We start from the raw sequence: 25,604 nt of genomic DNA, 5'->3' as shown, positions 1-25,604 counted from the left end.
CGGCTCGTCACCGCGTGCATGATGGATGACGGGAGGGTCGGCCGATCGGCTGATGCGGGACCGGCGCGCGCGGGTCACGATGCGGGGACAGGGACCGGTTCACCTCCGGCACGTACGTAAGGACGACCGAACAGCATGAAGCGCGACGCCGCCGCGGGCCCGGCCCCGCCGACAGCGCCCGGGAGCCGGGACGGCGCGGAGCGCGGGGCGCGCCGGGACGACCGGTGGCTCGACGCCCTGATGAACGTCGCCTTCCTCACCCTCCTCTGCGGCGCCCTCCTCCGCTTCCTGCTCAACCACCCCGACAGCCCGCGGCTGCCCTGGGTGATCGGGCTGAGTGCCGCGCTCGCCGTGCTCCAGCTCGCCGGACCGCGGCTCACCCCCCGGGCGGGCCGTGCCGGGGCGCGCCGGGCCGAGCTGCTGCGGTTCGGGCTGAGCGTCGGCTGCTGGGTGGTCGTGGTCCTGCTGGCGCCCAGTTTCGCCTGGTGCGCCGTACCGCTGATCTACACCGGGCTGCGGGCCCTGCCCGAACGCGGCGCGCTCGCGCTCGTCGCCGTACTGAGCACCCTGGTCGTCTACGCGGAGTGGCAGCTCCGCACCGGCATCGACCCCAATCTGTTTCTGCTGCCGCCGACGGTGGCGGCGCTGGCGACCGGGGTGTTCCTCTATATGCGCCGCCAGGCCGACCGGCTGCGGGCCTTGGTCGACGATCTGATCAGGACCCGGCGCGAGCTGGCCGCGACCGAGCGGCGGGAGGGCACCCTCGCGGAGCGCCAGCGGCTGTCGATGGAGATCCACGACACCCTCGCGCAGGGCCTGTCCAGCCAGCAGATGCTGCTCCAGGCGGCGGAGCGGACCTGGGACAGCGATCCGGCGACCGCGCGCGGCCATGTCCGTACCGCCGAGTCCATCGCGGAGCGCAGCCTCGCCGAGGCCCGCCGCTTCGTCCACGACCTGGCCCCGGCGGATCTGGCGGAGGGCGGCGGTCTCGCGCAGGCCCTGCGGGCGCTCGCGGGGCGCGAGTCCGACGGGGCGCTGCGGGTGCGGGTCCTGGTCGACGGGGCTCCGGCGGCGCCGCTGCCGGCCCGGGTCCAGTCGGAGCTGCTGCGGATCGCGCAGGGCGCGCTGGCGAATGTACGGGAGCATGCGGCGGCGTCCCTGGCCACGATCACCCTGACTCATCTGGGGGATCAGGTGCTTCTGGACGTCGCGGACGACGGCCGCGGCTTTCCGGCGGCGGAACTGCCCACCGCCGCGCCCGGTCCCGCGCCGGGTCCTGCACCCGGTCCCGCGCCCGCCGCCACGGTGCCCGGTGCCGGGCCCCGGCACCGCGGCCACGGCATCGCCGCGATGCGGGCCCGGGCCGGCCGGCTCGGCGGTGTCCTGACCGTCGAATCCACCCCCGGCGAAGGCACCGTCGTGTCCGCCGCGATCCCCCTGGAGCGGACGTGACCCCTGTACGGATCCTGCTGTGCGACGACCACGCCGTGGTCCGCGCCGGACTGCTCGCCCTGCTCGGCAGCGCCCCGGACATCGAGGTCGTCGGGGAGGCGGGCAGCGGCGACGAGGCCGTCGCGATGGCGGCGAAGCTGCTCCCGGACGTCGTCCTGATGGACCTCCAGCTCGGCCCGGGGATCGACGGGGTCGAGGCGACCCGGCGGATCGCGTCCGCGCCGTCGATGCCCGGGGTGCATGTGCTCGTGCTGACGACGTACGACACGGACGCGGACATCACCCGTGCCATCGAGGCGGGCGCGACGGGCTATCTGCTGAAGGCGGAGCGCCCGGAGGAGCTGTTCACCGCGATCCACTCGGCGGCCCGGGGCCGTACGACGCTCTCCGCTCCGGTCGCCACCCGGGTCATGGACCACCTCCGCGGCACGGGCCGCCCCTCGCTGACGGACCGCGAGACGGACATCCTCGGCCAGCTGGCGCGGGGGCTCGGCAACCGGGACATCGCGCGGGCGCTGTTCATCAGCGAGGCGACGGTGAAGACCCATCTGGGCCGGATCTACGCGAAGCTGGGCGTCGACACCCGGGCGGGCGCGGTCGCGGTGGCGAAGGAACGCCGGCTGCTGCCGTAGCGCGCGGGGCGCGCGGGGCGCGCGGCGGCACGGGCCCGGAAGTCCGGCGCTCCGGAGGCGGAGGCGGGGGCGGGGTCGGACCGTCAGCCGAACTGGCCCACCACGTAGCCGCCCGCGGGCTGCCGCGTCATCACCTGTGTCCGGTTCGCCGCGTTGATCATGGCGATCAGCACCACCAGACCGCTGAGCTGCTCCTCGTCGTAGCACTTGGCGGCGTCCGCCCAGACCTCGTCCGGCACCCCGCCGGCCGCGTCGGCGATCCTGGTGCCCTGCTCGGCCAGTTCCAGGGCGGCGCGTTCGGCGTCGCTGTAGACCGTCGCCTCCCGCCAGACCGCGACCAGATGGAGGCGCTGGGCCGTCTCCCCCTCCGCGGTCGCGTCCTTGGTGTGCATGTCGACACAGAAGCCGCAGCCGTTGATCTGACTGGCGCGGATCATCACCAGCGCCTGCACCGCGCGCGGCAGGCCCGAGGCCGAGACCGCCTTCGTGATCGTGCCGAAGGCCTTCGACATCTGGCGGGCGACCGGGCTATCGGCCATGTTCACACGGGGATTCATGGGTGTGTCCTCCGTCTTGGATCCGGCGTTGTGCCCATAGGACGGCGCCCGCTCCTCCGGTGTGACAGCTCCGGTCTGTGACGGCCGTCTCTCCCCCCGTTACCGGGCCGTACGGGTTTCAACGCCACCTCGCACAGGGGATCTTGGAATGATGGGAACTCAGCGGCAGACAGTGCCTTCGGGCTCGCCCTTCGAAGCGGAGATCGGATTCTCGCGGGCGGTCCGCACGGGCGACTACGTCGTCGTGGCCGGTACGGCTCCGATCGCGGCCGACGGGACGACGGCGGCCCCGGGCGACGTGTACGCGCAGACCGTGCGCTGTCTCGACATCGCCCAGGCCGCGCTGGAGGCGGCGGGCGCCTCCGCCGCCGATGTCGTACGGACGCGGATCATGCTCACGGATGTGACGCGCTGGCGGGAGGCCGCGCGGGCGCACGGGGAGCGGTTCTCGGAGATCCGCCCGGCGTGCACCTTCGTGGAGGTGTCGCGGTTCATCGAACCGGACTGGCTGGTCGAGATCGAGGTCGACGCGGTTCTCGACGGAGCCGGGGGCTGACCCGCCCCGGACGCACCGCGCAGGACCCCGCACCCCGGCCGGCCCCGCGCCCCAACTCCCCACCACCACCCCGCCCGAGCTGCGAAAACAGCCGGATGCAGAATGCATCTATGGCAATCGAGCACATGCCGCAGTCGGCCACCGCCGACGACGCGGCGACGATCAGTGTTTCCCTGGCCCGCGCCTTCGGCACCGACCCGATGATGCGCTGGTTCTTCCCCGATGACGCCTCCCGCGAGGAGACCCTCGGCCGCTACTTCAGCACGATCTTCACCCGCCAGTACGCCATGAACGCCGTCTGCGAGCGGACCGCGGACGCCGCCGCCTTCTGGGTGCCGCCGGAGGCGCAGGACAAGGCGGTGCCGGACGGCGAGACCATCCGGCAGCTGACGGAACTGCTCGGCGATCGCGCCGGGCTGTTCAAGGAGGCCGTGGAAACGGCCGCGCGGCACACCCCGCAGGAGCCGCACTGGTATCTGGCGCTGATCGGCGCCGACCCGGCCGCCCAGGGCACCGGTCAGGGCGGCGCGCTGATGCGTTCGGGTCTGGCGAAGGCCGACGCGGCGGGTCTGCCCGCGTATCTGGAGTCGTCGAAGCCCGAGAACCTGCCCGTCTACGAGCACTTCGGCTTCTCCGTCCGCCATGAGCTGGAACTGCCGGGCGGCGGGCCGAAGCTGTGGGCGATGCGGCGCGAGCCGCGGGGCACGTCCGGCGTCTGACCGCCGCGCGGCGCTGCTGGAGGCGGAGTTCCGCCGCCGGTGACCCCGGCGCCGCGGGTCCGTGCCGGTGGGGCTTCCGGCTCCACCGGCACGGCCGTTTCACCGGGCGCGCCCGGTGTGCCGGGTCCGGCTCGCTTCAGTCCGAGCTGCCGCTCGGTCCATGCCGTGGTCTCCGCCTCCGCCTGCGCGACGACCGTCATATGGTCCGCCGCCGGGTACTCGCGGTAGGTCACCTCCGAACCGGCCTTCAGCAGTTGCTTCGCATAGGCCGAGACGACGTGCGCCTGCACGATCTCGTCCTCGGCGCCCTGGCCGATGAAGAGCGGTCGGTCCAGTTCGACGACCGGGATGTCGACATGGTCGCGGAGGGCGTTCATCAGAGCGGGTTCGGTGTCGGGGTGCTTCTTCCACATCGTGCGGTCGTTCAGGCCCGACTGCCGCACCTGGCCGAAGAGGTCCTCAAGGCATCCCGTACGGGCCGTCGGAACGAGCTGCCGGGCCCGGTCCGCGTAGAGATGTGTGAAGTCGAGTTCCGGGTCGAACGCCGACACCCCGTCCATGACGAGGGGGTACAGGGCCGTCCGCATGGACCGCTCCTCCGACGGGGAGTCCGAGCGGTCGGACACCAGTCGCGACATCGTCGTCGGCGGCGCGGTGGCCACGGCGCCCCGGAAGTCCAGTCCGGGCGCATAGCGGGTGGCGTACACCGCCGTGCTGATCGCGGCATGCCCGCCCTGGGAATGCCCCATCACGACCCAGGTCCGTGACAGCCCCGGCTGGGCCTGCCGGGCGGCGTGCACGATGTCGGCGACCCCGTAGGCGGCGCTGCGGGCATGCAGATAGGGGTGCGGACCGGGGCTGCCGAGGCCCTCGTAGTCGGTGGCGACGACCGCGACTCCGCGGTCGAGCCACCCCCGTATCCCCATATCGTCGATGTAGGTCGCCACGTCCACGCGGCTGGGGGCGCACCGGTCCGCGTTGCCCACGGTCCCGTGTGCGAGGGAGATCATCGGCCAGCCGCCCTTCGGGGGCTTCCCGGCCGGGGCGAAGACCAGGCCGCTGACGGTGACCTTGCGGCCGTTCGCACCGGTGGAGGTGTATTCGACGGCCTTGCCGGGGCCGCCGTGCGGACGGGCCGCCGCGGGCAGGTCGACGGCCTTGACGAGCCGTCCGCTGCCGGGCGCGGGGCGGACCCCGGTGTCGCGGCCTTCGGCCGTGGCGGAGATGCCGGTCCCGGTCCCCGCTGCGGCGGAGGTGCGGGCGCCGGTCGTGGCGGTGGTGTTCCGCGGCTGCTCGCGGTCGGCTCCGGCGTCCGTGCAGGCGGTGAGGGTCGCTGTCAGTGCGGTGACGGTCGCTGCGGTGACGGCGGCCGTTGCGGCCCGGCGCGCGGTTCGGCGCGTGCGGACCGGTCGTGCTGTGGTCACGGGGTTCCTTTCGCAAGGAGACGTACGGATTCCCCGGCCGAGGTGCCGCGGGCGGGCTGCGCCCCGGCGGGCGCGGGGAGGGGAGAGGTGGTCATCGCGCGATGTACTGAACGGTAACTGCCCTGTGGTGTACGGCTGAAGGCACCTGGAGGCCGATTCGGAGGGTCGTTCCCGACGATGACGCGGCCCGCTCTTCTCGTCCTTCGGGCGCACAACCGGAACCCCGGGTTTGCCCTCCCCGCGCGTGCCCGTGCGCCGCGCGCAGTAGCCTGCCGCGGGAGCGGGCCGGGACCGCACCGGCCCCGGAGGGAGGGTTGTCCGATGGCCGTACGGAACGTCCACGAACGCCGGATCGCGGCGCCGCCGGAGCGGATCGGCGCACTTCTGGACGGCCTTGCTTCGGAGGACGACCCGCTGTGGCCCGTGGCGGACTGGCCGAGGATGCGGCTGGAGCCCGGGCTCGCGGTCGGTGCCGCGGGTGGGCACGGACCGGTCCGGTACACCGTCATCGCCCATGAGCCGGGCCGTGCGGTGCGGTTCCGGTTCACCGGTCCCTCGGGCTTCGACGGCCACCACGAATTCACCGTCCGTCCGGCGGACGACGGGACGACGCTGCTCCGCCACACCCTGCTGCTGGTCCCGCACGGACCGGCCCGTCTGACCTGGCCGCTGTTCTTCCGCCCGCTCCACGACGCCGTGCTGGAGGACGCCCTCGACCGGGCCGAGCGGGCGGGTACGGGAACGGTCGGGCGGCCCGCCCGGTGGAGCCCGTACGTCCGGCTGCTGCGGACGGCGGTCCGCAAGTCCCGGCGGCGCCCGGCCGGGCACGGCTCCTGACCGGCGGCGGAGGACGTGCGGGAGGTGGTCGGGCCTACGGCGCGGCGAAGGCGGGGTTCAGGGACGGGGACGGGGGACGGGGAGGGGGGCGGGGAGCCCGACGGCTCGGGTCCGCAGGTGCGTACCGTCCATGACACCATCGGCTGGTGCTCGACATCGGCTACTCCCTCTCCCGCCGCTTCCCCGACCCCCCGCAGACGGACTACCGCCGCGCGGAGGTGACGGCCCTGCGCCACGATCTCTTCTGCGGTGACGTCTACCTCGCCGACACCGAGGCCGACCGGGAACTGTCCACAGCCTGGGGATGGGTGCCGGTCCTCGACTTCGCCTGGGCGCTCTGCGATATCGCCGAGCGGCTCGACCGGGACCCGCTGGGCAGCCGGGCCTCCCGGCCCCAGTACGCGGAGCTGGACTTCACCGAGTCGGCGGACCGGATGCTCTTCGAGCGGCGGTTCGGCTGGGTGGACGTGGAGGCGGACTGGATGCCCGGGGACGAGGCACCGCTCACCTTCGCCCACGGCGAGCTGCGGCGCGAGGCCCGGGACTTTCTGCACGATCTGATCGCGGACCTGTGCGAACTGCACGAGCCGCTCGCCGACAACCCGGTGATCTGGGACCTTCAGGCACGTTTCCCCCGCGTCCCCTCCTGACAACCGCGGCCGCCCCGCCTGGAGGGCCGTGTCCCTGTCACAATCCCGGGGGCTGCGCCGTCCTCCTTCCGACGACGCCCCGACCGGGCGCCGCCGGAACCGGGAAGGGACGGAACCATGACGGACAGGGCAGTCGGGCGTACGCAGCAGGGTGACCGCATCACCGTCGTCGGAGGCGGGCTCGCCGGACTCACCGCCGCGATCTCCGCGGCCGAGGCCGGGGCGGAGGTCACGCTCCTCGAAGCCCACAGCACCCTCGGCGGCCGGGGCCGGACGGCCGACGGCCCGTACCGGACCAGCGAGGACCCGTCGCAGGTCCGCTATCCGCTGGGGGGGCTGGGGGCAGGTGCTGGACCTGATGGCGGACCGGGCCCGGGAGCTGGGCGTACGGATCGAGACCTCGGCGCGGGTGGACGAGCTGCCGGCCGGGCGGGGGCCGGTGATCGTCGCCGTCTCCCTCGCGGCGGCGCGGAAGCTGCTCGGGGACGATGTGGCGCGACCGGCCGGCGGTCGACCGGGGCGACGGAGTGTTCCTGGCAGGCGACCAGGTGGCGGCGCCGGGGCTGCTGGGCGAGGTGTCGTTCGCGAGCGCGCTGACGGCGTCGATGCTGGCACTGCGGGCGCTGCGACAGGCTCGAACGGCACGGACGGGAGGCTGAGCCCACCGCGGAGGACGCCCAACGGGGCGGACGCCCGGGGGCTTGCGGCGGGCACAGGCCGCACGGCCCTGCTGTCGTACGGGGCCGGGCCGCCCCTACTCTCCGTACGCCGCGAGCTTCTCCAGCTCCGTGTCCGTCAGCCGGAACACCTTGCTGTCCTCCAGCGGACGGGCGCCCAGGGAGCGGTAGAACGCGATCGTCGGCACCAGTTTGTCCAGGACCGACCACTCCAGGCGCTGGTAGCCGCGTTCGGTGCAGGTCCTGGCGAGTGCGGCGATCAGTGCCTTGCCGTGGCCGCCGCCGCGCCGCGCGGGGTCGACGTACAGGTCCTCCAGATAGATGCCGTGGACCCCGCGCCAGGTCGAGTAGGTGAGGAACCAGAGCGCGAAGCCGGCGAGTGCCCCGTCCTCGTCGACGGCGACGAAGGCGTGGACGGCCGGGGTGTCACCGAACAGGGCCTCGCGCAAATGCTCTTCGGTGGCGCGGACCTCGTGGCGGTAGCCCTGGTGTTCGGCGAGGGCGAGGATCATCCGGTGGACCTCGGGCACGTCGGCGGGCTGTGCGGTACGGATCATGCCGTCAGCATGCGGTCCGCCCGCCCGCCCCCGCCACTCCGTTTCACCTTCCGAGCAGGGCGTTCGCAATCGTCACCGGAACCCCGTCCAGCACCTCCGCACCGTCCTCGACGTCCCAGAGGCAGAACTGGAGCACCCGCCCCAGGGTCCAGGCCCGCGCCCGTTCGCGGTCCCCGTCCCGGCCGATCGCCTCGGTCAGCAGGTCGAAGCGGAGGCGGATCGCGGCCGGGTCCGGGTCGAAGCGGTTGGTGAGCGCGGGCAGCAGCTCGAATCCCGGGTCCCCGGCGAGCGGTTTGGGGTCGATCGCCAGCCACGGTTCCCGCGCGGAGCCGAGGACGTTGCCGTAGTGCAGGTCCCAGTGGAGGAGCCGGTCCCCGGGCTCGTCCGCCACTTCCCGTACCGCGGCCGCGCAGTCGAGCAGGAGCCGCCGCTCACCGTCGCGGGCAAGGCCCGCCGCGGCCCGCGGCGCCCGCTCCAGCAGGCCCGCCGCGAGGTCCCCGAGGCGCCGCAGCCCGGCGGGCGCGGGCCGGGCACCCAGCCGGGCGAGGAGGGTGCCCAGGATCCGTACCGCCTCCGCGGTGTCGGGGACGGCGGAGAGCGGGCGGGCCGCGTCGAGCCGCTCCAGCAGCAGGGTCCCGGTCGCCGGATTGTGGTCGAGGAGGCGGACCGCCCCGTCACCGTCCCAGACCCGCAGCGCATCCGGTTCGCCCGCCGTCTCGTCGTCCACAGGCTGGAGTTTGAGTACGGATTCCGTACCGTCCGGGCCGATCACGGGCAGCACGAGGGCGACGAAGCCGTGCATCGGATCCCCGGCGGGGGTCAGCTCCCAGCGCTCCAGAAACTCCTCGGCACGGGCCGCGACCCCGTCGATGAAGGCCCGGGAGGCCTCCGTCCCGTAGTCGCGGTGGGCGGCGGCCAGCGGCTCCGGAACCGTGATCATGCGGCCGATGGTACGTCCCGGCAGCTCAACGGATTCCCCCATTTCCAGGGCCCCGTCCCCCTGCATACAGTCGTACCGATCGCACCATCCCCGCGGAACGGCACCAGGGACGATATGAGCACGACGAGCAGCACCGGCACGGTCAACGGCGGTATCTCGTTCTGGTACGCGCAGGACGGGCTCGCCGCGCCCCGCGAACCACTGCCGGGCGATGCCACGGCGGACGTCTGCATCGTCGGCGGCGGCTATACCGGGCTGTGGACGGCGTACTACCTGAAGAAGGCGGTCCCGTTCCTCAACATCACCGTCCTGGAGGCCGCGTTCTGCGGTTACGGCGCCTCCGGCCGCAACGGCGGCTGGCTGTACAACGGCATCGCGGGCCGCGACCGCTACGCCCGCCGCCACGGCCACGAGTCCGCCGCCCGCCTCCAGCGGGCCATGAACGAATCCGTCACCGAGGTCATCGACGTCTGCGCCGCCGAGGGTATCGACGCGGACGTCCACCGGGGCGGTGTCCTCGAAGTCGCCCGCTCCCCCGCCCAGGCGGCGCGGCTGCGGGCCTACCACGCGGTGGAGGTCGCGTTCGGCGAGACGGAGCGGGTGCTGCTGGGCGCCCGGGACACCGCGGACCGGATCCGGGTCGCCGGGGCGGTCGGCTCCACCTGGACCCCGCACGGCGCCCGGGTGCACCCGGTGAAGCTGGTGAAGGGCCTGGCGGCGGCCGTGGAGGCGCTCGGTGTGACCGTCCACGAGTCGACGCCGGTCACCGAGATCCGGCCCAAGCACGCGGTCACCCCGTACGGAACGGTCCGCGCGCCCTATGTCCTGCGCTGCACGGAGGGGTTCACCGCGGGCATCAAGGGCCAGCGGCGCACCTGGCTGCCGATGAACTCGTCGATGATCGCGACCGAACCGCTGCCGGAGCGGGTGTGGGAGTCGATCGGCTGGTCGGGCCGGGAGACGCTCGGCGATATGGCGCACGCGTATGTGTACGCGCAGCGGACGGCCGACGACCGGATCGCGATCGGGGGGCGCGGGGTGCCGTACCGCTACGGCTCGCGCACCGACAACGACGGCCGTACGCAGCCCGCGACGATCGCGGCGCTCCACGAGATCCTGCTCCAGTTCTTCCCGCAGGCGGCCCGTGCGCGGATCGACCACGCCTGGTCGGGGGTGCTGGGCGTACCGCGCGACTGGTGCGCGACGGTCACCCTGGACCGGGCCACCGGCCTCGGCTGGGCGGGCGGTTACGTCGGCTCGGGCGTCACGACGGCCAATCTCGCCGCGCGTACGCTGCGGGACCTCGTCCAGCAGGATTCGGGGCAGGGCGGGGCGACGGAGCTGACGTCGCTGCCGTGGGTCGGCCACCGGGTGCGGACCTGGGAGCCGGAGCCGCTGCGGTGGCTGGGGGTGCAGGCGCTGTACGCGGCCTACCGGGGTGCGGACCGGCGCGAGGCGGCGGCGCGGTCGGCGGAGACGGACCGGGTGGCGAAGCTGGCGGACCGGATCTCGGGCCGCCACTGAGAACCGGGTTCGCGGGGGCGCCGCGGCCCTCGGGCCCGGGAGCCGTGCCGGTCCGCTCCGGCATCCGGCGGGGGCGCGCCGGCCTCCCCTTCCGGCGCGCCCCCGTACCGGGTCGTCTCTTCCGGATCCTTCCAGGCTCGGCCCGATCCGGAGAAAGCTCCCTGCCTCGGAAAGCTCCCTACCCCCCTTGCGAGGAGGCGAGTTCCTTCGCGGCCTCCGTCAGGTCCTTCGCGGTGTCGATGGCACGCCAGTACGCGCCCTGCGGCAGCGGGAATCCGGCGAGGCGCCGTTCGCGCGCGAGCCCGGGGAAGGTGGTGCGCTCGTGGTCGCCGATGTCCGGCAGCAGATCGCGGAAGGCGGCGGAGAACACGTACACACCGGCGTTGATGAGGAACGGCGACGGCGGCGACTCGATGAAGTCCGTGATGTGCCCGAAGGCATCGGTCTCGACGGCTCCCCAGGGGATCCGCGGCCGGGCCAGCGCGAGGGTCGCGGTGGCGTCGCGCTCGGTGTGGAACTCCGCCATGTCGCGGAGGGAGAACCGGGTCCAGATATCGCCGTTGGTGGCGTACCAGGGCTGGTCCGGGTGGGGCAGGTGGGCGGCCGCGTACTTCAGTCCGCCGCCGCGGCCCAGCGGTTCGGTCTCCACGACGGTGGTGACGGAGAGCGGCAGATCGGTGCTCTCCAGCCACTTCTGGAGCACCTCGGCGAGATGACCGCAGGAGACGACGACGTCGGTCACGCCCTCGGCGGCCAGCCAGGCCAGCTGATGGCCGATGATCGGGGTCCCGGTACCCGGGATCTCGACCATCGGCTTGGGACGGTCGTCGGTGTACGGGCGCAGCCGCGAGCCCTGGCCACCGGCCAGGATGACGGCCTGCGTCGGATACGTGGGCATATGCATGCCACGCACCCTATGCGGACCGGCGTGCGGCGTACCCCGTGGGGAGCGGTCGGGAGTCGGCTGACCGGATTCAGCTCCCCTGGGAGCGCTGGGCTACGCCGGCGGCGAAGGACGTGTCGCAGACGGGCTTGGAGTACTGCTGGGCGCGCGTGGGGCCGAAGCGGTCGACGGCGGCCCGGCCGAGGGCGCGGGCGATCGACATGCAGTGCTTGCCGAGGGACGGGCGGGCCTCGACCTCGCGCTGGAGCTGGGTGAGGACGGTACCGGGGTTCTTCGCCTTGAGGTCGGCGAGGAGCCGGTCCCGCAGGACGTCCTGCGGGGTACGGGTGACGGCGGGCACCGACACGTTCTGGGAGGAGGCGGTGAGCATGCGCGAGTCGCCGGCCCCGCCCGCCCAGGGGACGCTGGTGACCGCGAGGGTTCCGGAGAGCACCAGGACGACGGGCAGGACGAAGGCGAGGGAGCGGCCGATGCGGCGTACTGAGTGGGTCACGGACGCGAGCGTAGCGGTCAGTGATGATTTGGAGACATTTCGTCACCCCCCCGGGGGAAGCCCGGGAGAAGGTTCTAGGAAGTCTTTCGAATCCGGGGCGGTTCAAACCCCCTTCAGGGTACGGAAAACGGCCCCGGGAATCCCGGGGCCGTCGCCGTCAAAGCGGTGGTGCCGCGGCGTCAGTCGGTGAGGCGCTCGCCCGTCGAGGTGGCGAAGACGTGGATCTCGCCCGGCCGGGGCACGACGTGCAGTTCGGCGCCCTTCTCCGGGGCGGACCGGCCGCCGACGCGGACAACCAGTTCCTTGGCCTCGCCGTCGAGGCGGGCGGAGCCGTAGACGAAGCTGTCGGAGCCCAGCTCCTCGACCACGTTGACGGAGATCGCGAGCCCGGCGGGGGCGTCGGCGCTCTCCTTGGAGAGCGACGTGGCGGCGGTGCCGCCCAGCTCGACGACGTCGAAGTGCTCGGGACGGATGCCCACGGTCACGGTGGTGTCACCGCGGTCGGCGGCGGCGCTCAGGGCCTCGCGGGAGACGGGCACCACGCTGTTGCCGAACTTCACACCGCCGTCGGTGATCGGCACCTGGACGAGGTTCATCGCCGGGGAGCCGATGAAGCCGGCCACGAAGAGGTTCGCCGGACGGTCGTACATATTGCGCGGGGAGTCGACCTGCTGGAGCAGCCCGTCCTTGAGGACGGCGACCCGGTCGCCCATGGTGAGGGCCTCGGTCTGGTCGTGGGTGACGTAGACCGTGGTGATCCCGAGACGGCGCTGGAGGCCCGCGATCTGGGTACGGGTGGAGACCCGGAGCTTGGCGTCGAGGTTCGACAGCGGCTCGTCCATGAGGAACACCTGCGGCTCACGCACGATGGCCCGGCCCATCGCCACACGCTGACGCTGACCACCGGAGAGCGCCTTCGGCTTGCGCTCCAGGTACTCGGTGAGGTCGAGGATCTTCGCGGCTTCCTCGACCTTCGCCCGGATCTCCGCCTTGTTGACCCCGGCGATCTTGAGCGCGAAGCCCATGTTGTCGGCGACGGTCATATGCGGGTAGAGCGCGTAGTTCTGGAACACCATGGCGATGTCCCGGTCCTTCGGCGGCAGATGCGTGACATCGCGGTCACCGATGCGGATCGCGCCGCCGTTGACGTCCTCCAGACCGGCGAGCATCCGCAGCGAGGTGGACTTGCCGCAGCCGGAGGGACCGACGAGAACGAGGAACTCCCCGTCCGCGATCTCGATCTCCAGCTGGTCGACGGCGGGCTTGGTGGACCCCGGGTAGAGCCGGGTGGCCTTGTCGAACGTGACGGACGCCATGGTGCGTCTCCCTCCACCGGCAGGAACGTGCCGGACGATCCGAGTAAAAGGATTGGTGTAGTCCACTCGCGCGAACTGCTGCGACGCTACCTCGCGGCGTCCCCGTCTGTCAGCAGTGGTACCGAACTGATATCCACACCGACAGCCGCATCCCCCCTCCGTGATCTCCGGACCCCGAACCCCGCCCCCGCGCCGGACCCGCTGTGTAGAGTGGAACCTCCGCACGGGGCCCGCCGCCCCGCTGCCGTTGCCTCCTTAGCTCAGATGGCCAGAGCACCGCACTTGTAATGCGTAGGTCGTCGGTTCGAATCCGACAGGGGGCTCTTTTCATGCCCAGGCCAGAAGCTTCCGGCCTGGGCTTTTCCGTGCCTGGGGCGGTGGTTAGGTGAAACAACCCCGCGTGCGCGAGGACCACTAGACGTTCCATCCCTTCTCTGCCTCCGGCCCGGGACCACCCCCGCGTGCGCGGGGACCACATCCACGGCAGATCCGCGTCCAGCGTCATGAGGGGACCACTCCCGCGTGCGCGGGGACCACTCCCAAGGTTCTGCATCCTTCAGCGTCGCCGCGGGACCACTCCCGCGTGCGCGGGGACCACCCCTACCGGGAGGGCAAGCCGCTCCCGGGCGGGGGACCACTCCCGCGTGCGCGGGGACCACAGGCGCCGACCTGGTGTCCTATCGGAGCAGCGGCAGGATTTTACCCACTTTGCCAAACTCCGACCTTGCAGACCTTTCCATACATCTCACCTACCGTTCGAGGTCGCGCGATCAGATTGCCACAACTGACCTAAATCAAATGAGAGTTGACGGTGATCGTGCCCCATGGGCACGGGTGAAGGCCGCCGCGTAGATCTCCTTACTCACCCCGGCGTTGTCGATGAGCGTGTGGTCGATGTCCCACAGAACGATGAGCTGCATATCGCCAGGGTAGGAATCCCTCTCCACCCCCTCGTTCCCAAGAACGTCCCAGAACGTCCTGGTCCGCTCTTGGCCGTCTCGGCTTTGATGAATACCGTGAACGAGCGATTGCACTCCGTACTCGCCCAGCGTGGCGTCTCACCCGAGTCGCTCGCGGAACTCTGCGAGGTGGATCCCAAAACCGTCGGCCGCTGGCTCGGCGGGCGCCTGCCCCACCCTCGGCACCGATTCAGCGTCGCGCAGCACCTGCGAGTGGAGGAGACCTTCCTCTGGCCCGCCCCTCACCCACGCGCCGGCCGACCCGGCACCGGACTCGGTGCCGAGCTCGTCGGCACCTACCAGAACCGGGCCAGCGTTCCCCGGGACACCTGGCTCTCGCTGCTCCGGGAGTCCCGGCAGCAGATCGGGGTCCTTGTCTTCTCCGGCACCTTCTTCGCCCAGTCCAACCCACACGTGGCGAAGATGCTCGCCGAGCGAGCGGCCGGCGGGGTCCGGGTACGGCTGTGCTTCGGCGATCCGACCGGCACGGCGGTCGCCATCCGGGGCCGTGAGGAAGGCATCGGCGACACCCTGGCCGCCAAGATCCGCGCCTCCCTCACCTACTACCGCGCGCTGCTCTCCGAGGCAGGGTGCGAGGTGCGACTGCACAATACGACGCTCTACACCTCCCTGTTCCGCTACGACGACGACATGCTGATCAACCCGCACGTCTGGGGCCGGCCGGCCAGCGCCAACCCGCTTCTCCATCTCAGAAGGGCCGACGCCACTGGGTGGTTCGACAACTACGCTCAGAGTTTCGACGCCGTCTGGGCCGCCGCGCGGCCCTGGACATCCGATCAGGAGGGGACCGGCACACATGGGCAGAACTGAGTACTACAACGAGCCCACCGCCCCGAAGGCAAACACCCTCATCCCCGCCAGCAACCTCCTGGTCGTCGACGACCAGGGCGCCATCCTGCTCCAGCGCCGACGCGACACCGGCCAGTGGGCCCTGCCCGGTGGAGCCCAGGACATCGGTGAAACAGCGGCACAGTGCGCGGTACGGGAATGCCTGGAGGAGACCGGCATCGTCGCCGAGGTCACCGGCTTCCTCGGCGTCTACACCAACCCGCACCACATCGTCGCCTACACCGACGGGGAGATCCGCCAGCAGTACGAGAACACCTACATCGGCCGCCCGGTCGGCGGCGAGCCCACGGTCAACGACGAGGCCGACGGCGTCCGCTTCATCCAGCCGGAGGATCTCGACGCGTATGACATCCACCCGAGCATGCGCCAGCAGATCGGCGACTACCTGGCCGGCACGTACCCCTACCTGGGCTGACTCACCAGGGCCGCTTCCACCCGCGCCACGGCAGCGAAGATCCCAGGGGCCGCCCGACGAATGAACCGCCCGACGAGACTGTCCGGTCCGTAGCGGCTCAGGATCTCCGCTACCCGCTCCTGGGCGGTCGTCTGCTCCCCGTCGGGTGTGGTGGTCATGTCGCAGTGGACCAGTGCGTCCACCAGCAGGGGCTCCTCCAGCAACGGAAACTCCGCCTCCAACGTCTTCCGCAGTCCGCGTTCCTCGGCCTCCAGCAGCGCGAAGGAGTGGTTCGCCACCAACCGGACCAGCCGCTCGTCGGCACCGTGCTCGTCACGGAGGAACCGGGCGCCGTCGAGCGGGTGGAAGCCGGTCACCGCAAGCCTGGGTGCGTACCCGACGTCATGAAGCACGGCAGCTGCCGCCAGCAGATCGGCATCCTTGCCCACGATCCGGCCGACTCTGCCCGCTCGGGCTGCGACTCCCCGGCTATGCGCCCACCGTCGGGAGCGCACCTCACCAAGCTCGGCTTCTGCGATCTGCCCGGCCCAGTCGGCCATCGCCTCTTCCATAACCTTCTATCTGTCCGGAATGGCCGGCCGTCAGTCGCACCGGGTCTTGCCCTTGGCGGGCTCTTCCTCGGCCATCGGCTTCCCCACCCCCACCGTCCGTCCCGGCGGCGCGCGCCACGGCATACGGAGACGGTCTCCCGGCCGCCGGGCCGGGTGTCCGGGCGCATCCGGCCGTCCAGGTGTCGGCCGGTGAGGTGAAGCGGCGGGGTGGAGGCATGGCATCGCCCGCCCGGGGGCCGAAATCTTCTTCCATGGGGCAAAGAGCGCTTATGCCGTGAACGGTCCTGGGGTTGGCCGGGATATCGCCCGACCTCCTGCTGTGGGCCGTTCGCCTGCGTACGAGACCGGGAGACTGTCATCGAAATGCCCAGAAAGCTCTGGTCGAGGGTGGTCGGCGCGACCGTCGCCCTCACCGTCTGTGCCCTCGCCCCACCCGCCCAGGCCCTGTCCACGGCCCCCGCCGAGAAGAGCGGGTCCGCGCCCCGGGCCGTGGCGCCCGCCTCCGGCCAGTCCGCGGCCGGCGCCCGCGCCAGGGCCCCCTTCTCCTGTGCCGGGGACATCCTGCTGGCGGCGGGGGACACCACCACCCAGTTGTACGAGGGGGTGACCGGGCCGGGCGAGATCTCCTTCATGCCGGTGGGCTCCGCCACCGTGCAGTACAACGCGATGGGGGTGAACCCCGACGACGAGTACGTCTACGCAATCCAGCGGGGCGGGACCCCGAACCTGCTGCGGATCGACGACGCCGGGGCGGTGACCACCCTCGGCAGCGTCGGACTGCCCGCCGTCGCGTCCAACTACGCCTCGGGCGCGTTCGACGACGCCGGGAACTACTACGTGGCCTCCGGGTACGACAACCGCCTGTACCGGGTCGACATCACGGCCATGACGTCCACGCTGATCACCCTCGGCCAGACCCTCAACGGGGTCATCGACTTCGCGTACAGCAACGGCTATCTGTGGGGCGCCGATCTCGACGGCGCCGTCGTCCGTATCGACCCCGCGACCGGGACGGTCACCTCCTACCCCGGTGTGCTGCCCAACCCCGACCCGGGCGACGGCTACGGCGGGGCGTTCACCTACGGCAACGGCGACCTGGGCTTCTTCCGGAACAGCGGCACCATCTACCGGGTGCAGTTGTCGGACCCGGCCACACCGGTCTTCAGCATCCTGTCCAGCCAGGCGGCCCCGGCCATGTCGATCGCCGTGGACGCCACCTCCTGCTTCCAGGCGCCCGTCGATCTGGCGGTGGCCAAGACCGGCCCGGCGACGGTGTCCGCGGGCGGCCAGGTGTCGTACACCATCACCGTCACCAACAACGGGCCCAACCCGTCCTCCGGCTGGACCCTGACCGACACCGTCCCCGCCGGTCTCACCGGCGCGGCCACCACCACGAACGGCTGCTCCGTCGCCAACGGCACGCTCTCCTGCACGGGCGGCGCGCTCGCGGTGGGCGCGAGCACCGAGATCACCCTGACCGGAACGGCCGCCGTCGGCACCACTTCCATCGAGAACACCGCCACGGTCTTCGGCAACGACCCCGATCCGGACCCCGGCAACAACGAGGACACCACCACCACGACGGTCAGCCCCTCGGTGGACCTGGCGGTGGCCAAGACCGGCCCCGCCGAGGCGACCGCAGGCGGCGAGGTGGCGTACACCATCACCGTGACGAACAACGGCCCCAGCCCCTCCACGGGCTGGACGGTGACCGACACCATCCCGGCGGATCTCCTGGCAGCGGCCACCACCACCCCGGGCTGCGCCATCGCCGGAAACATCCTCACCTGCACCGGTGGCGCCCTCGCCGTGGGCGACAGCGCGACGATCAGCCTCACCGGTACGGCCGCGACCGGCGCCGACCGGATCGTCAACACCGCCGTCGTCGACGGCAACGAACCGGACCCGGACCCCGGCAACAACAAGGACACCACCACGACCGGACTGGGGCGCCGCGTCGATCTGGCGGTGGCCAAGACCGGTCCGGCCACGGTGACCGAGGGCGATCCGGTCGCGTACACCATCACGGTCACCAACAACGGCCCGTCGGACTCGACCGGCTGGGGTCTCGACGACCCGATCCCGGCCGGGCTGGCCGACGCGGCCACCACGACACCGGGCTGTTCGATCGACGGTGGGGACCTGATCTGCATCGGCGGCCCGCTGGCCGTGGGCGACAGCACGGAGATCAGCCTCACGGGTACGGCCGCGACCGGCGCCGACCGGATCGTCAACACCGCCGTCGTCGAGGGCAACGACCCCGACCCCGACCCCGGCAACAACGAGGACACCACCACGACCACGGTCACTCCCCGGCCCGAACCCGAAGTGGACCTGGCCGTGGGCAAGACCGGCCCGGCGAGCGTGGACCCGGGCGGCCGGATCTCGTACACCATCACCGTCACCAACAACGGGCCCGACGCCTCGTCCGGATGGACCCTGAGCGACCCGATCCCCGCGCAGATCCTGGACCCGGCCACCGACAGCCCCGGCTGCGGTATCACGGCCGGACGCCTGACCTGCGACGGTGGGGCGCTCGCCGTCGGCGACAGCGTCACCGTGACGGTCTCCGGTACGGTCGCGGCCGATGCCACCGGCGATATCGTCAACACCGCGACGGTCGACGGCGAGGAGCCGGACCCGGACCCCGGCAACAACGAGGACACCACCACGACGACCGTGAACGCCACCCCCGGGCTGACCCTCACCAAGAAGCAGAACGGCCCCGCGACCGTGGCGGCCGGACAGGGCGTGGAGTACACGATCACCGTCACCAACACCGGGACCACGACCTACACGGAAGCCGCACCGGCCTCGTTCACCGACGATCTGAGCGAACTGCTGGACGACGCCCGCTACAACGGCGATGCCGAAGCCAACCGGGGCACCGTCGTCTACGACGAGCCCGTCCTCTCCTGGAGCGGAGCCCTCGCACCCGGCGAGAGCGCGACGATCACCTTCTCCATCACCACCAACGCCCGGCCGTTCGGTGACCTCAAGCTCCTCAACACGGTGGTCTCCGACACCCCCGGCAGCAACTGTCCGGCCGGTGGCGACGACACCCGGTGCACCACCAAGGGCAAGGTCGACGCCCGCGACAAGGACAAGGGGGCGGCCCCCGCCGCCTGACCGCGGCCGCTGACCACCACTGGCGGCGCATGGACTGTGCCCGGTGCCCCGAGAGGGTGCCGGGCACAGCCGTTCCACGGCGGAAAGCGGGGAGCCGGGAAGCCGGAAGCCGGAAAGCGGGGAGCCGGGAAGCTGGAAGCAGGCCCCTGATGGGCCCTCAGTCACCGGTCCGCGTCCCCCATACGTACACCGCGTCGCCGATCCGGAGCCCGTTCCACAGGGCCTTGGCGTCCTCGTAGCGGAGATTGACGCAGCCGTGGGAGCCCGGGTCCTCGAAGATCGGCCGGTAACTGGCGTGCAGTGCCTGCCCGCCGCTGAAGAACTGGGCGAACGGCATGGGCCCGTCGTACAGGTCGGACCAGAACTCCTTCTCCCGCTGGTAGATCTCGAACCAGCCGTTACGGGTCGGGTGGCCCGGCATGCCCGTACGCGCCGGAACCGGCCGGAAGATCACCTTCCCCGCCTTCTCCACCCAGAGGATCTGCCGGTTCTTGTCGATGCACACGACGACACCGTCCGTATCGGGGCATCCCGCGATCCCGTCCCCTTCCGCGAGCGCCCGCTCCCACATCACCGCCCGGTAGGTGTACAGACCGGCGTACCCCGCGGCGGGTTCGATCTCGTGCTTCCGCTGGAAGGCGGCGATGGCCTCGCAGTCCGCCGCGGACTGTTCGCCGTCCACGGGCAGGCCCAGATGGGCCTCCACCTGCCGCTGGTACGGCCCCCTTCCGGCATCGCACCCGACCGCGACAGCGCCGCCGCCGGGCAGAACGGCCGCCTCCGCAGCGGGGACGGCACACCCCCAGAGCAGTACGGCCGAGGCCAAGGCGCTCACACCGCCCGCCACGCCCCCGCGGCGTCCTATTCGTACCCTTCTCACACCCGGCCTCCCGCAGACTCGCCCGTCCTCGCAGGTCCCTTCGCCGGGTTCCGCCGCCCGCCGTCACTCCCGGGACCGGACCATCGCATCCCTGACCGGGGACGGCGCGAGTCAAGCTGCCGCGCGGCGGGATTCACCTGCCCGGTGGCACAGAACCACCCCGACGGCGCCCATCGCCCCCTCCTCCGTACCCGGTCGGCGCTCCCGCACCGGCGGCTGCGGAACGCCTTTCGGACCGGAGAAGTCCAGGCCCCATTCCGGCCCCCGTGTTGATCTCCGCACCGGGCGCCGGACCCCGTCCGGCGGCCGGACCGGGGGCGGAAGCGGAACATCCGCTCTCGGTGTAGGTGACACGCGCCTCTGCACGTCGACACGGGGTCTCCCCGGACACCGCCCGGCGGAATGAGAGATACCGGTTATTTCGCGGAATCCCTTTCCGTCGACGCGCGAACCACCCCATGTCCCACATACCACCTTGGCCCATTTGATCGCTTACTTCTGCCAACTCTCCAGCCTAGATTCTCGTTTCATGACAGAAACAGAAAAGAAAAAGCCAATCGGGTTGCAAACCTCAGCAAATTCCTTGGCGAGCAGCCGTCGTGGTCTGCTAAGGGGACTGGCCGCCGGCGGTCTGGTGGCCGGAGCCGGGCTGTCCTTAGGTGCCGGACCCGCGACCGCCGCATCGCGGCGGACCGCCCGGCAGAACCCGTCCTGGACACCACCGAGCACCCCGGCCCAGGCGGAGCAGGAACTCTTCACCCACGGCAACGCGCGCTGGAAGGTGCAGGCCCAGCTCCATCCGCGGGAGTACGACGACACCCGGACCCCGCTGGTCGCCGCCCAGCATCCCTGGGCGATGATCGTGGGCTGTATCGACTCCCGGGTACCGCCGGAGCTGATATTCGACCAGGGTCTCGGCGACCTCTTCGTCAGCCGGACCGCCGGACAGGTCCTGGACGGTGCGGTCCTCGGCAGCACCGCCTACGCCGCCCTGGAGTCGAGCGTGAAGCTCGTCGTCGTCCTCGGGCACCAGAGCTGCGGCGCGGTGAAGGCGGCGATCGACAGGAAGGACAACCCCGGGACTCCCAACTTTCCCCCGCGCCTGGAGTTCCTCACCACTGCCATCAAGGACGCGATCCCTCCCGCCGGCACTCCGAACCGGGAGAACCTGGCGATCAACGAGAACATCCGGCGGATCCGGAACCAGCTTCTCCAGGAGCCCCAGATAGCCCCCCGGGTGGCGGCGGGAACCCTGAATGTCATCGGCGCCCGCTACGAACTGAACACCTGGATCGCCCACAAGATCGTCTGACCTCCCGCCGGGCCGAAGCGCCCGCGGTCCGCGGACCTCCCCGCACAACCGCCCGTCTCCCCACGCCCGGGAGGCGGGCGGTGCCCGTATCCGGCTCCCCGGCGGACCGGGCGAAGGACCGGGCGAAGGACCGGCCTGGGGACCGGGCGCGGGACCGCCGGCGGACCACAGCAGCCGAATCACCGGGCGTACGAAAATTTCCGGTGCCCGCAGGCAACCCAACCGGGCCCCCAACCCATTCCTCCTGTGTGGGACAGCACACGCAAGACGGCGGAGCGGTACGGGAAGGGCATGGTCAGCAGGATGGGGTTGCCCGGCGACGACGCGGGCTTCGAGGCGTTCGTCACCGCCCGGGGCCCCCGGCTGCTGCGCACGGCATGGCTGCTGACCGGAGACGCCCATCTGGCCGAGGACCTGTTGCAGACCACCCTCGCCCGGGTGTGGCCCAAATGGCCGCGGATCGCCGGGGAGCATCCGGAGGCGTACATCCGCAAGACCCTGGTGAACACCTACACCGAGTGGTGGCGCAGACGCTGGCGGGGCGAAGTGCCCCACGCCGTACTGCCGGACGCCCCGGCCGGGCCCGAGGAACGGCCGAACGACCCGTTCGCCCGGGTGGATCTGGAGCAGTCGCTGGCCGCAGCGGTACGGAAACTCCCCCGGCGCCAGCGGGCCGTCGTCGTCCTGCGGTTCTTCGAGGATCTGAGCGTGGCGGAGACGGCCGCCGCCCTGGGCTGCACCGAGGGCACCGTCAAAAGCCAGTCCGCCAAGGCGCTGAAGACCCTGCGGTCGGTGGTCCCGGTCTCCCTCGCGGCAGGGGGTGAGCCCTGTGGCCGAGCCGCCTGACGGACCGCACGCCGACACGGCGCAGGACCGGGAGGACGACACCGCGACGGAGCACGAGCTGCGGGTGCTGCTGGCCCGTACCGTGCCCAATCTGCCGACCCCGCTGGACCGGATGGGACAGGTGAAGGAGCGGGTACGGCGCCGCCGCCGCAGGCAGCGGGCCTGGGGCGGCGCGCTGGCCCTCGCCGTCCTCGCCGGTGGCGGACTGCTGCTGCCGAAGCCCCTGGGCGGGGAGGGCGGGGAGCCCCGGCCGCTCGTGGCCGAGACCGCGGAACGGGACAGCGGGCCGGTGACACCCGCCGCACCGCGCCGGGCCCAGCGGACGGTCTTCCATTCCGGCCTGGCCGGGATGGAACTGTCCGTTCCGGTGGAGTGGCAGGACCTGGCCATGCCCGATGTACCCGCCCACAAGGGGATCATCGGCAACAACACCCTCTATCTGTCCACCCAGCCCCTCACCCGGTTCCCCACCCCGTGCACCGACCCGTCCCGCTGCACCCCCGTGGAACGGCTCCGGTCGGACAGCGTGCTGGTGGAGTTCCAGATGGCTCCCGGCGCCCAGGTACCCGAGAAGACCCGACGGCTCGGACAGCCGCTCATGCGCAACGACGAGATGTACAGGTCCTGCAAGGACATCGGCGGCACTCACGAATACAACGGCGCCATCGGCGGGGTTCCGCACCGGGACAGCCCCGTCTTCGTCTCCGTCTGCGCGGGCCCCGATATGCCGGAGGCCCGGTTGAAGGAGGTCACCGACTTCATGGCGAGGGCGGTCTTCCGCGGCACCGGCAGAACCTCGGCCGCAGAGCGAGACTCCCCTCCCCCGGCCGGTACCGACCCCGACGACCCGGCGGCGCGGACACCCGGCCTGCCGGGGACGCATGCACCCGTCCCGCCGGGAGCACGGAGCACCGAGTGACCGGGGAAGCGGCACGGGCTCCTCTGACCATCCGGGGATTCGGTTACAAGATCGTCGATATTCCGTCACCGGGACCACTCCCGTGATCAGGGACAATTTCCTTCCGGACTCCGGACAGAATCACATTGGATCAACGCCATGCCATTGAAGCGCTCGGGCGGGGGCCGCTCGGCGACCCGCCAGGCCGCCACGTTCCTCGGTATCAGCATGCTCTCCGGAGCGGTCCTGGCGGGCATTGCCCTGCCGGCGGCCGGTGCGCTGGGGCTGGCCGCCAACGGGACGGTCAAGAAGTTCGACGAGATACCCGCCAATCTGAAGACCCCGCCGCTCAGCGAGCGCACGGTGATCCTCGACGCGAAGGGCGGCGCGATCGCGACGGTCTACTCACGTAACCGCACCGTCGTCCCGCTCACCGCGATATCGCCGTTCGTGCAGAAGGCGATCATCGCCATCGAGGACTCGCGCTTCTACGAACACGGCGCGATCGACCTCAAGGGCGTGCTGCGCGCCCTCAACAAGAACGCCCAGGAAGGCGGAGTCTCCCAGGGCGGTTCGACGCTGACCCAGCAGTATGTGAAGAACGTCTTCGTCGAGGAGGCGGGAGACGACGCCGACAAGGTCGCCGCCGCCATCCAGCAGACCCCCGGCCGCAAGATCCGCGAGATGAAGTACGCCATCCAGGTCGAGGAGGAGCTGGGCAAGAAGAAGATCCTGGAGAACTACCTCAACATCACCTTCTTCGGACAGCAGGCCTACGGTATCGAGGCCGCGTCCAAGCGGTACTTCTCCAAATCGGCCAAGGATCTCAAGCTGGAGGAGGCGGCGCTGCTCGCCGGGCTCGTCCAGTCGCCCAGCCGCTACGACCCGTTCAACAACCCCGACGGCGCCACCCAGCGCCGCAATGTGGTGCTGACCCGGATGGCGCAGGTCGGAGCCGTACCGAAGGCGGATGCCGACCGGGCGAAGGCCACCCCGCTCGCCCTGACGTTCAGCAAACCGCAGAACGGCTGCATCACCGCCGACAACGGCGCCGCCTTCTTCTGCGACTACGTCCGAAACGTCTTCCTCCAGGACGAGGCCTTCGGCAAGACCCGCGAGGAGCGGGCCAAGCTGTGGTACCGCGGCGGTCTGACGATCCGCACCACCCTCGACCCGAAGTCGCAGAAGGCGGCGCAGGACTCCATCAAGCGGTACGTCTACAAGGGCGACAAGGTCGCCACCGCGGTGACCATGGTCGAGCCCGGTACGGGCAAGATCCTGGCGATGGGCCAGTCCAAGCCGTACGGCTTCGAGAAGAACGAGACCCAGATCAACTACTCCGTCGACAAGAAGATGGACGGATCGAACTACGGCTTCCCGGTCGGCTCGACGTTCAAGCCGTTCGTGGCAGCGGCCGCGCTGGAGGAGGGCCGCTCTGCCGGTCAGGTGTACTCCTCGCCGTACGAGATGCTCTACCCGGAGCGGATCGCGACCTGCGACGACAAGCCGTGGGTCAATACGTCGAACCAGGATCTGGCCAATGAGATGGAGTCCGAGAAGGGCCCCTATCCCCTGAAGACGGCGATGGAGCTGTCGGTCAACACCTACTTCGTGCAGATGATCGCGGACATCGGGCTCTGCCCGGTGAAGAAGATGACCGACAAGCTCGGTCTGGTCGTCGGCAACGGCGAGAAGCTCCAGATGTCGCCTTCCGGTCTGACCCTGGGCTCCGAGGGCATGTCCCCGCTGACCATGGCGTCGGCCTACGCGACCTTCGCCAACCGGGGCACCTACTGCACCCCGGTCGCCATCGAGACCATCGAGACCACCGACGGCCGGAAGATCACCCCGCCCCGGTCGAAGTGTTCGCGCGCCATGACCGAGAAGACCGCCGACACGATCAACGGGCTGCTCAAGGGCGTCGTCTCCGACCAGGGCACCGGCAGCAACGCCGGTCTGCCGGGGCGGGACAACGCGGGCAAGACCGGTACCACCGACGGCCGGAAGAACGCCTGGTTCGTCGGCTACACCCCGAACCTCTCCGGCGCGGTCTGGGTGGGCAGCCCCTCCCAGCAGGTGGAGATGTTCAACATCCGGATCGGCGGCAAGTTCAAGGCGAAGGTCTTCGGCGGTGAGGTGCCGGGTTCCGTCTGGCGGGACGCGATGCGCGACGCGCTCAAGGGCAAGGACCGCCCGAATTTCGCGCCGGTCACCATCCCCAACCCGAACCTTAAGGCCGGGAACGACGGCGAGGGCGACAGCGGTGAGGAAGGCGAAGGCGGCGACCGCGGTCCCGGAAACGGCAACGGAAACGGCAACGGCGGTGGCCGGCCGGGCGGCGGCGGAAACGGCAACGGAGACGGAAACGGAAACCAGGGCGGTGAGCCGGGCAACGGCGGCGACGGCGGTGGCGGTCGCGAGGACTGACGGCTGACGGCTGACGCACCACCCGTTCCCGTAGCTCCGTATCTCGTACGGCAGGCAGCACGGCAGCACGGCCCGGCCC

23 protein-coding genes, 1 tRNA gene, 2 pseudogenes and 1 CRISPR repeat array are annotated in these 25,604 nt (G+C 71.2%); of the genes and pseudogenes, 16 read left to right on the top strand and 10 right to left on the bottom strand.

Annotation, left to right across the window (positions count from 1 at the left end; genetic code table 11):
- Positions 1-135: 135 nt before the first annotated feature.
- A complete protein-coding gene (locus ACIQ9E_RS11605) occupies positions 136-1,452 on the top strand; it encodes a sensor histidine kinase (protein ID WP_403705583.1) in 1,317 nt (438 codons plus the stop codon).
- A complete protein-coding gene (locus ACIQ9E_RS11600) occupies positions 1,449-2,084 on the top strand; it encodes a response regulator (protein WP_403705580.1) in 636 nt (211 codons plus the stop codon). The genes ACIQ9E_RS11605 and ACIQ9E_RS11600 overlap by 4 nt, the downstream gene beginning before the upstream one ends.
- Positions 2,085-2,167: 83 nt before the next feature.
- Here the strand turns inward: ACIQ9E_RS11600 and ACIQ9E_RS11595 are convergent, their stop codons facing one another.
- Positions 2,168-2,641 carry a carboxymuconolactone decarboxylase family protein gene (locus ACIQ9E_RS11595; RefSeq protein ID WP_403705577.1) on the bottom strand — a complete coding sequence of 158 codons (474 nt, stop codon included), beginning with the start codon at positions 2,639-2,641 and terminating at the stop codon, positions 2,168-2,170.
- Between the two features lie 148 nt (positions 2,642-2,789).
- On the opposite strand from ACIQ9E_RS11595, the gene ACIQ9E_RS11590 reads away from it, so the two are divergent.
- Complete coding sequence (locus tag ACIQ9E_RS11590; RefSeq protein ID WP_403705574.1) at positions 2,790-3,197, top strand: Rid family hydrolase; 408 nt, start codon at positions 2,790-2,792, stop codon at positions 3,195-3,197.
- Positions 3,198-3,307: 110 nt separating this feature from the next.
- Positions 3,308-3,916 carry a GNAT family N-acetyltransferase gene (locus tag ACIQ9E_RS11585; protein WP_403705571.1) on the top strand — a complete coding sequence of 203 codons (609 nt, stop codon included), beginning with the start codon at positions 3,308-3,310 and terminating at the stop codon, positions 3,914-3,916.
- Here ACIQ9E_RS11585 and ACIQ9E_RS11580 read toward each other — a convergent pair.
- Complete coding sequence (locus ACIQ9E_RS11580) at positions 3,811-5,340, bottom strand: alpha/beta fold hydrolase (RefSeq protein ID WP_403705568.1); 1,530 nt, start codon at positions 5,338-5,340, stop codon at positions 3,811-3,813. The two genes, ACIQ9E_RS11585 and ACIQ9E_RS11580, sit on opposite strands and share 106 nt — an antisense overlap.
- 321 nt (positions 5,341-5,661) lie before the next feature.
- Between ACIQ9E_RS11580 and ACIQ9E_RS11575 the strand changes: the two genes are divergently transcribed.
- From ACIQ9E_RS11575 to ACIQ9E_RS11565, 3 genes and pseudogenes are all read left to right on the top strand, one after another.
- Complete coding sequence (locus ACIQ9E_RS11575; protein ID WP_403705565.1) at positions 5,662-6,177, top strand: SRPBCC family protein; 516 nt, start codon at positions 5,662-5,664, stop codon at positions 6,175-6,177.
- A gap of 146 nt (positions 6,178-6,323) precedes the next feature.
- Positions 6,324-6,827 carry a hypothetical protein gene (locus ACIQ9E_RS11570; protein ID WP_403705562.1) on the top strand — a complete coding sequence of 168 codons (504 nt, stop codon included), beginning with the start codon at positions 6,324-6,326 and terminating at the stop codon, positions 6,825-6,827.
- Between the two features lie 117 nt (positions 6,828-6,944).
- A pseudogene (locus ACIQ9E_RS11565) lies at positions 6,945-7,486 on the top strand (NAD(P)-binding protein).
- Between the two features lie 95 nt (positions 7,487-7,581).
- Here the strand turns inward: ACIQ9E_RS11565 and ACIQ9E_RS11560 are convergent.
- Both ACIQ9E_RS11560 and ACIQ9E_RS11555 read right to left on the bottom strand, forming a co-directional pair.
- Positions 7,582-8,061 carry a GNAT family N-acetyltransferase gene (locus ACIQ9E_RS11560; RefSeq protein WP_403705560.1) on the bottom strand — a complete coding sequence of 160 codons (480 nt, stop codon included), beginning with the start codon at positions 8,059-8,061 and terminating at the stop codon, positions 7,582-7,584.
- A 43-nt stretch (positions 8,062-8,104) separates the two neighbouring features.
- A complete protein-coding gene (locus ACIQ9E_RS11555) occupies positions 8,105-9,043 on the bottom strand; it encodes an aminoglycoside phosphotransferase family protein (protein WP_403705557.1) in 939 nt (312 codons plus the stop codon).
- A gap of 72 nt (positions 9,044-9,115) precedes the next feature.
- On the opposite strand from ACIQ9E_RS11555, the gene ACIQ9E_RS11550 reads away from it, so the two are divergent.
- Positions 9,116-10,525, top strand: coding sequence for an NAD(P)/FAD-dependent oxidoreductase (locus ACIQ9E_RS11550; RefSeq protein ID WP_403705554.1), 1,410 nt, complete (start codon positions 9,116-9,118; stop codon positions 10,523-10,525).
- A 178-nt stretch (positions 10,526-10,703) separates the two neighbouring features.
- Here ACIQ9E_RS11550 and ACIQ9E_RS11545 read toward each other — a convergent pair whose 3' ends face one another.
- From ACIQ9E_RS11545 to ACIQ9E_RS11535, 3 genes are all read right to left on the bottom strand, one after another.
- Positions 10,704-11,423, bottom strand: coding sequence for an NDP-sugar synthase (locus ACIQ9E_RS11545; protein WP_403706218.1), 720 nt, complete (start codon positions 11,421-11,423; stop codon positions 10,704-10,706).
- Between the two features lie 76 nt (positions 11,424-11,499).
- The gene (locus ACIQ9E_RS11540; RefSeq protein ID WP_403705551.1) at positions 11,500-11,922 is read right to left on the bottom strand and encodes a hypothetical protein; all 423 of its coding nucleotides are present in this window, start codon (positions 11,920-11,922) and stop codon (positions 11,500-11,502) included.
- Between the two features lie 179 nt (positions 11,923-12,101).
- Entirely contained in the window at positions 12,102-13,238 is a 1,137-nt protein-coding gene (locus tag ACIQ9E_RS11535; protein ID WP_403705548.1) for an ABC transporter ATP-binding protein, read from the bottom strand.
- A gap of 249 nt (positions 13,239-13,487) precedes the next feature.
- Here ACIQ9E_RS11535 and ACIQ9E_RS11530 point away from each other — a divergent pair.
- Positions 13,488-13,561 (top strand) — tRNA-Thr (locus tag ACIQ9E_RS11530).
- Positions 13,562-13,624: 63 nt separating this feature from the next.
- A CRISPR array of direct repeats spans positions 13,625-13,897; the repeat unit is 29 nt; unit sequence GGGACCACTCCCGCGTGCGCGGGGACCAC.
- Positions 13,898-14,059: 162 nt separating this feature from the next.
- Here ACIQ9E_RS11530 and ACIQ9E_RS11525 read toward each other — a convergent pair.
- Positions 14,060-14,158, bottom strand: a pseudogene (locus ACIQ9E_RS11525) (haloacid dehalogenase); the annotation flags it as partial.
- A gap of 96 nt (positions 14,159-14,254) precedes the next feature.
- On the opposite strand from ACIQ9E_RS11525, the gene ACIQ9E_RS11520 reads away from it, so the two are divergent.
- Entirely contained in the window at positions 14,255-15,028 is a 774-nt protein-coding gene (locus ACIQ9E_RS11520) for an XRE family transcriptional regulator (protein ID WP_403705545.1), read from the top strand.
- The gene (locus tag ACIQ9E_RS11515) at positions 15,015-15,482 is read left to right on the top strand and encodes an NUDIX hydrolase (RefSeq protein ID WP_403705543.1); all 468 of its coding nucleotides are present in this window, start codon (positions 15,015-15,017) and stop codon (positions 15,480-15,482) included. Before ACIQ9E_RS11520 ends, ACIQ9E_RS11515 begins: the two co-directional genes overlap by 14 nt.
- Here ACIQ9E_RS11515 and ACIQ9E_RS11510 read toward each other — a convergent pair.
- Complete coding sequence (locus ACIQ9E_RS11510; RefSeq protein WP_403705541.1) at positions 15,470-16,033, bottom strand: HD domain-containing protein; 564 nt, start codon at positions 16,031-16,033, stop codon at positions 15,470-15,472. The genes ACIQ9E_RS11515 and ACIQ9E_RS11510 overlap by 13 nt on opposite strands.
- Positions 16,034-16,396: 363 nt before the next feature.
- Here ACIQ9E_RS11510 and ACIQ9E_RS11505 point away from each other — a divergent pair, with 363 nt between their 5' ends.
- The gene (locus tag ACIQ9E_RS11505) at positions 16,397-19,162 is read left to right on the top strand and encodes a DUF6923 family protein (protein ID WP_403705539.1); all 2,766 of its coding nucleotides are present in this window, start codon (positions 16,397-16,399) and stop codon (positions 19,160-19,162) included.
- Positions 19,163-19,319: 157 nt separating this feature from the next.
- Here ACIQ9E_RS11505 and ACIQ9E_RS11500 read toward each other — a convergent pair whose 3' ends face one another.
- Positions 19,320-19,997, bottom strand: coding sequence for a L,D-transpeptidase (locus tag ACIQ9E_RS11500; protein WP_403705536.1), 678 nt, complete (start codon positions 19,995-19,997; stop codon positions 19,320-19,322).
- Positions 19,998-20,625: 628 nt separating this feature from the next.
- On the opposite strand from ACIQ9E_RS11500, the gene ACIQ9E_RS11495 reads away from it, so the two are divergent.
- The 4 genes from ACIQ9E_RS11495 (at position 20,626) to ACIQ9E_RS11480 (ending at position 25,525) form a co-directional block, all read left to right on the top strand.
- Positions 20,626-21,354: a carbonic anhydrase gene (locus ACIQ9E_RS11495; RefSeq protein WP_403705534.1), complete on the top strand. Its 729-nt coding sequence runs from the start codon at positions 20,626-20,628 to the stop codon at positions 21,352-21,354.
- A gap of 303 nt (positions 21,355-21,657) precedes the next feature.
- Complete coding sequence (locus ACIQ9E_RS11490) at positions 21,658-22,200, top strand: SigE family RNA polymerase sigma factor (RefSeq protein ID WP_403706216.1); 543 nt, start codon at positions 21,658-21,660, stop codon at positions 22,198-22,200.
- Positions 22,184-23,119 carry a hypothetical protein gene (locus ACIQ9E_RS11485; protein WP_403705532.1) on the top strand — a complete coding sequence of 312 codons (936 nt, stop codon included), beginning with the start codon at positions 22,184-22,186 and terminating at the stop codon, positions 23,117-23,119. The genes ACIQ9E_RS11490 and ACIQ9E_RS11485 overlap by 17 nt, the downstream gene beginning before the upstream one ends.
- 138 nt (positions 23,120-23,257) lie before the next feature.
- A complete protein-coding gene (locus ACIQ9E_RS11480) occupies positions 23,258-25,525 on the top strand; it encodes a transglycosylase domain-containing protein (RefSeq protein ID WP_403705529.1) in 2,268 nt (755 codons plus the stop codon).
- Positions 25,526-25,604 lie beyond the last annotated feature (79 nt).

The sequence above is a fragment of the Streptomyces sp. NPDC094448 genome (genome assembly GCF_044763775.1).
In the GTDB taxonomy this organism is placed as follows: domain Bacteria; phylum Actinomycetota; class Actinomycetes; order Streptomycetales; family Streptomycetaceae; genus Streptomyces.
This window is presented reverse-complemented; position numbering and strand designations above follow the sequence as displayed.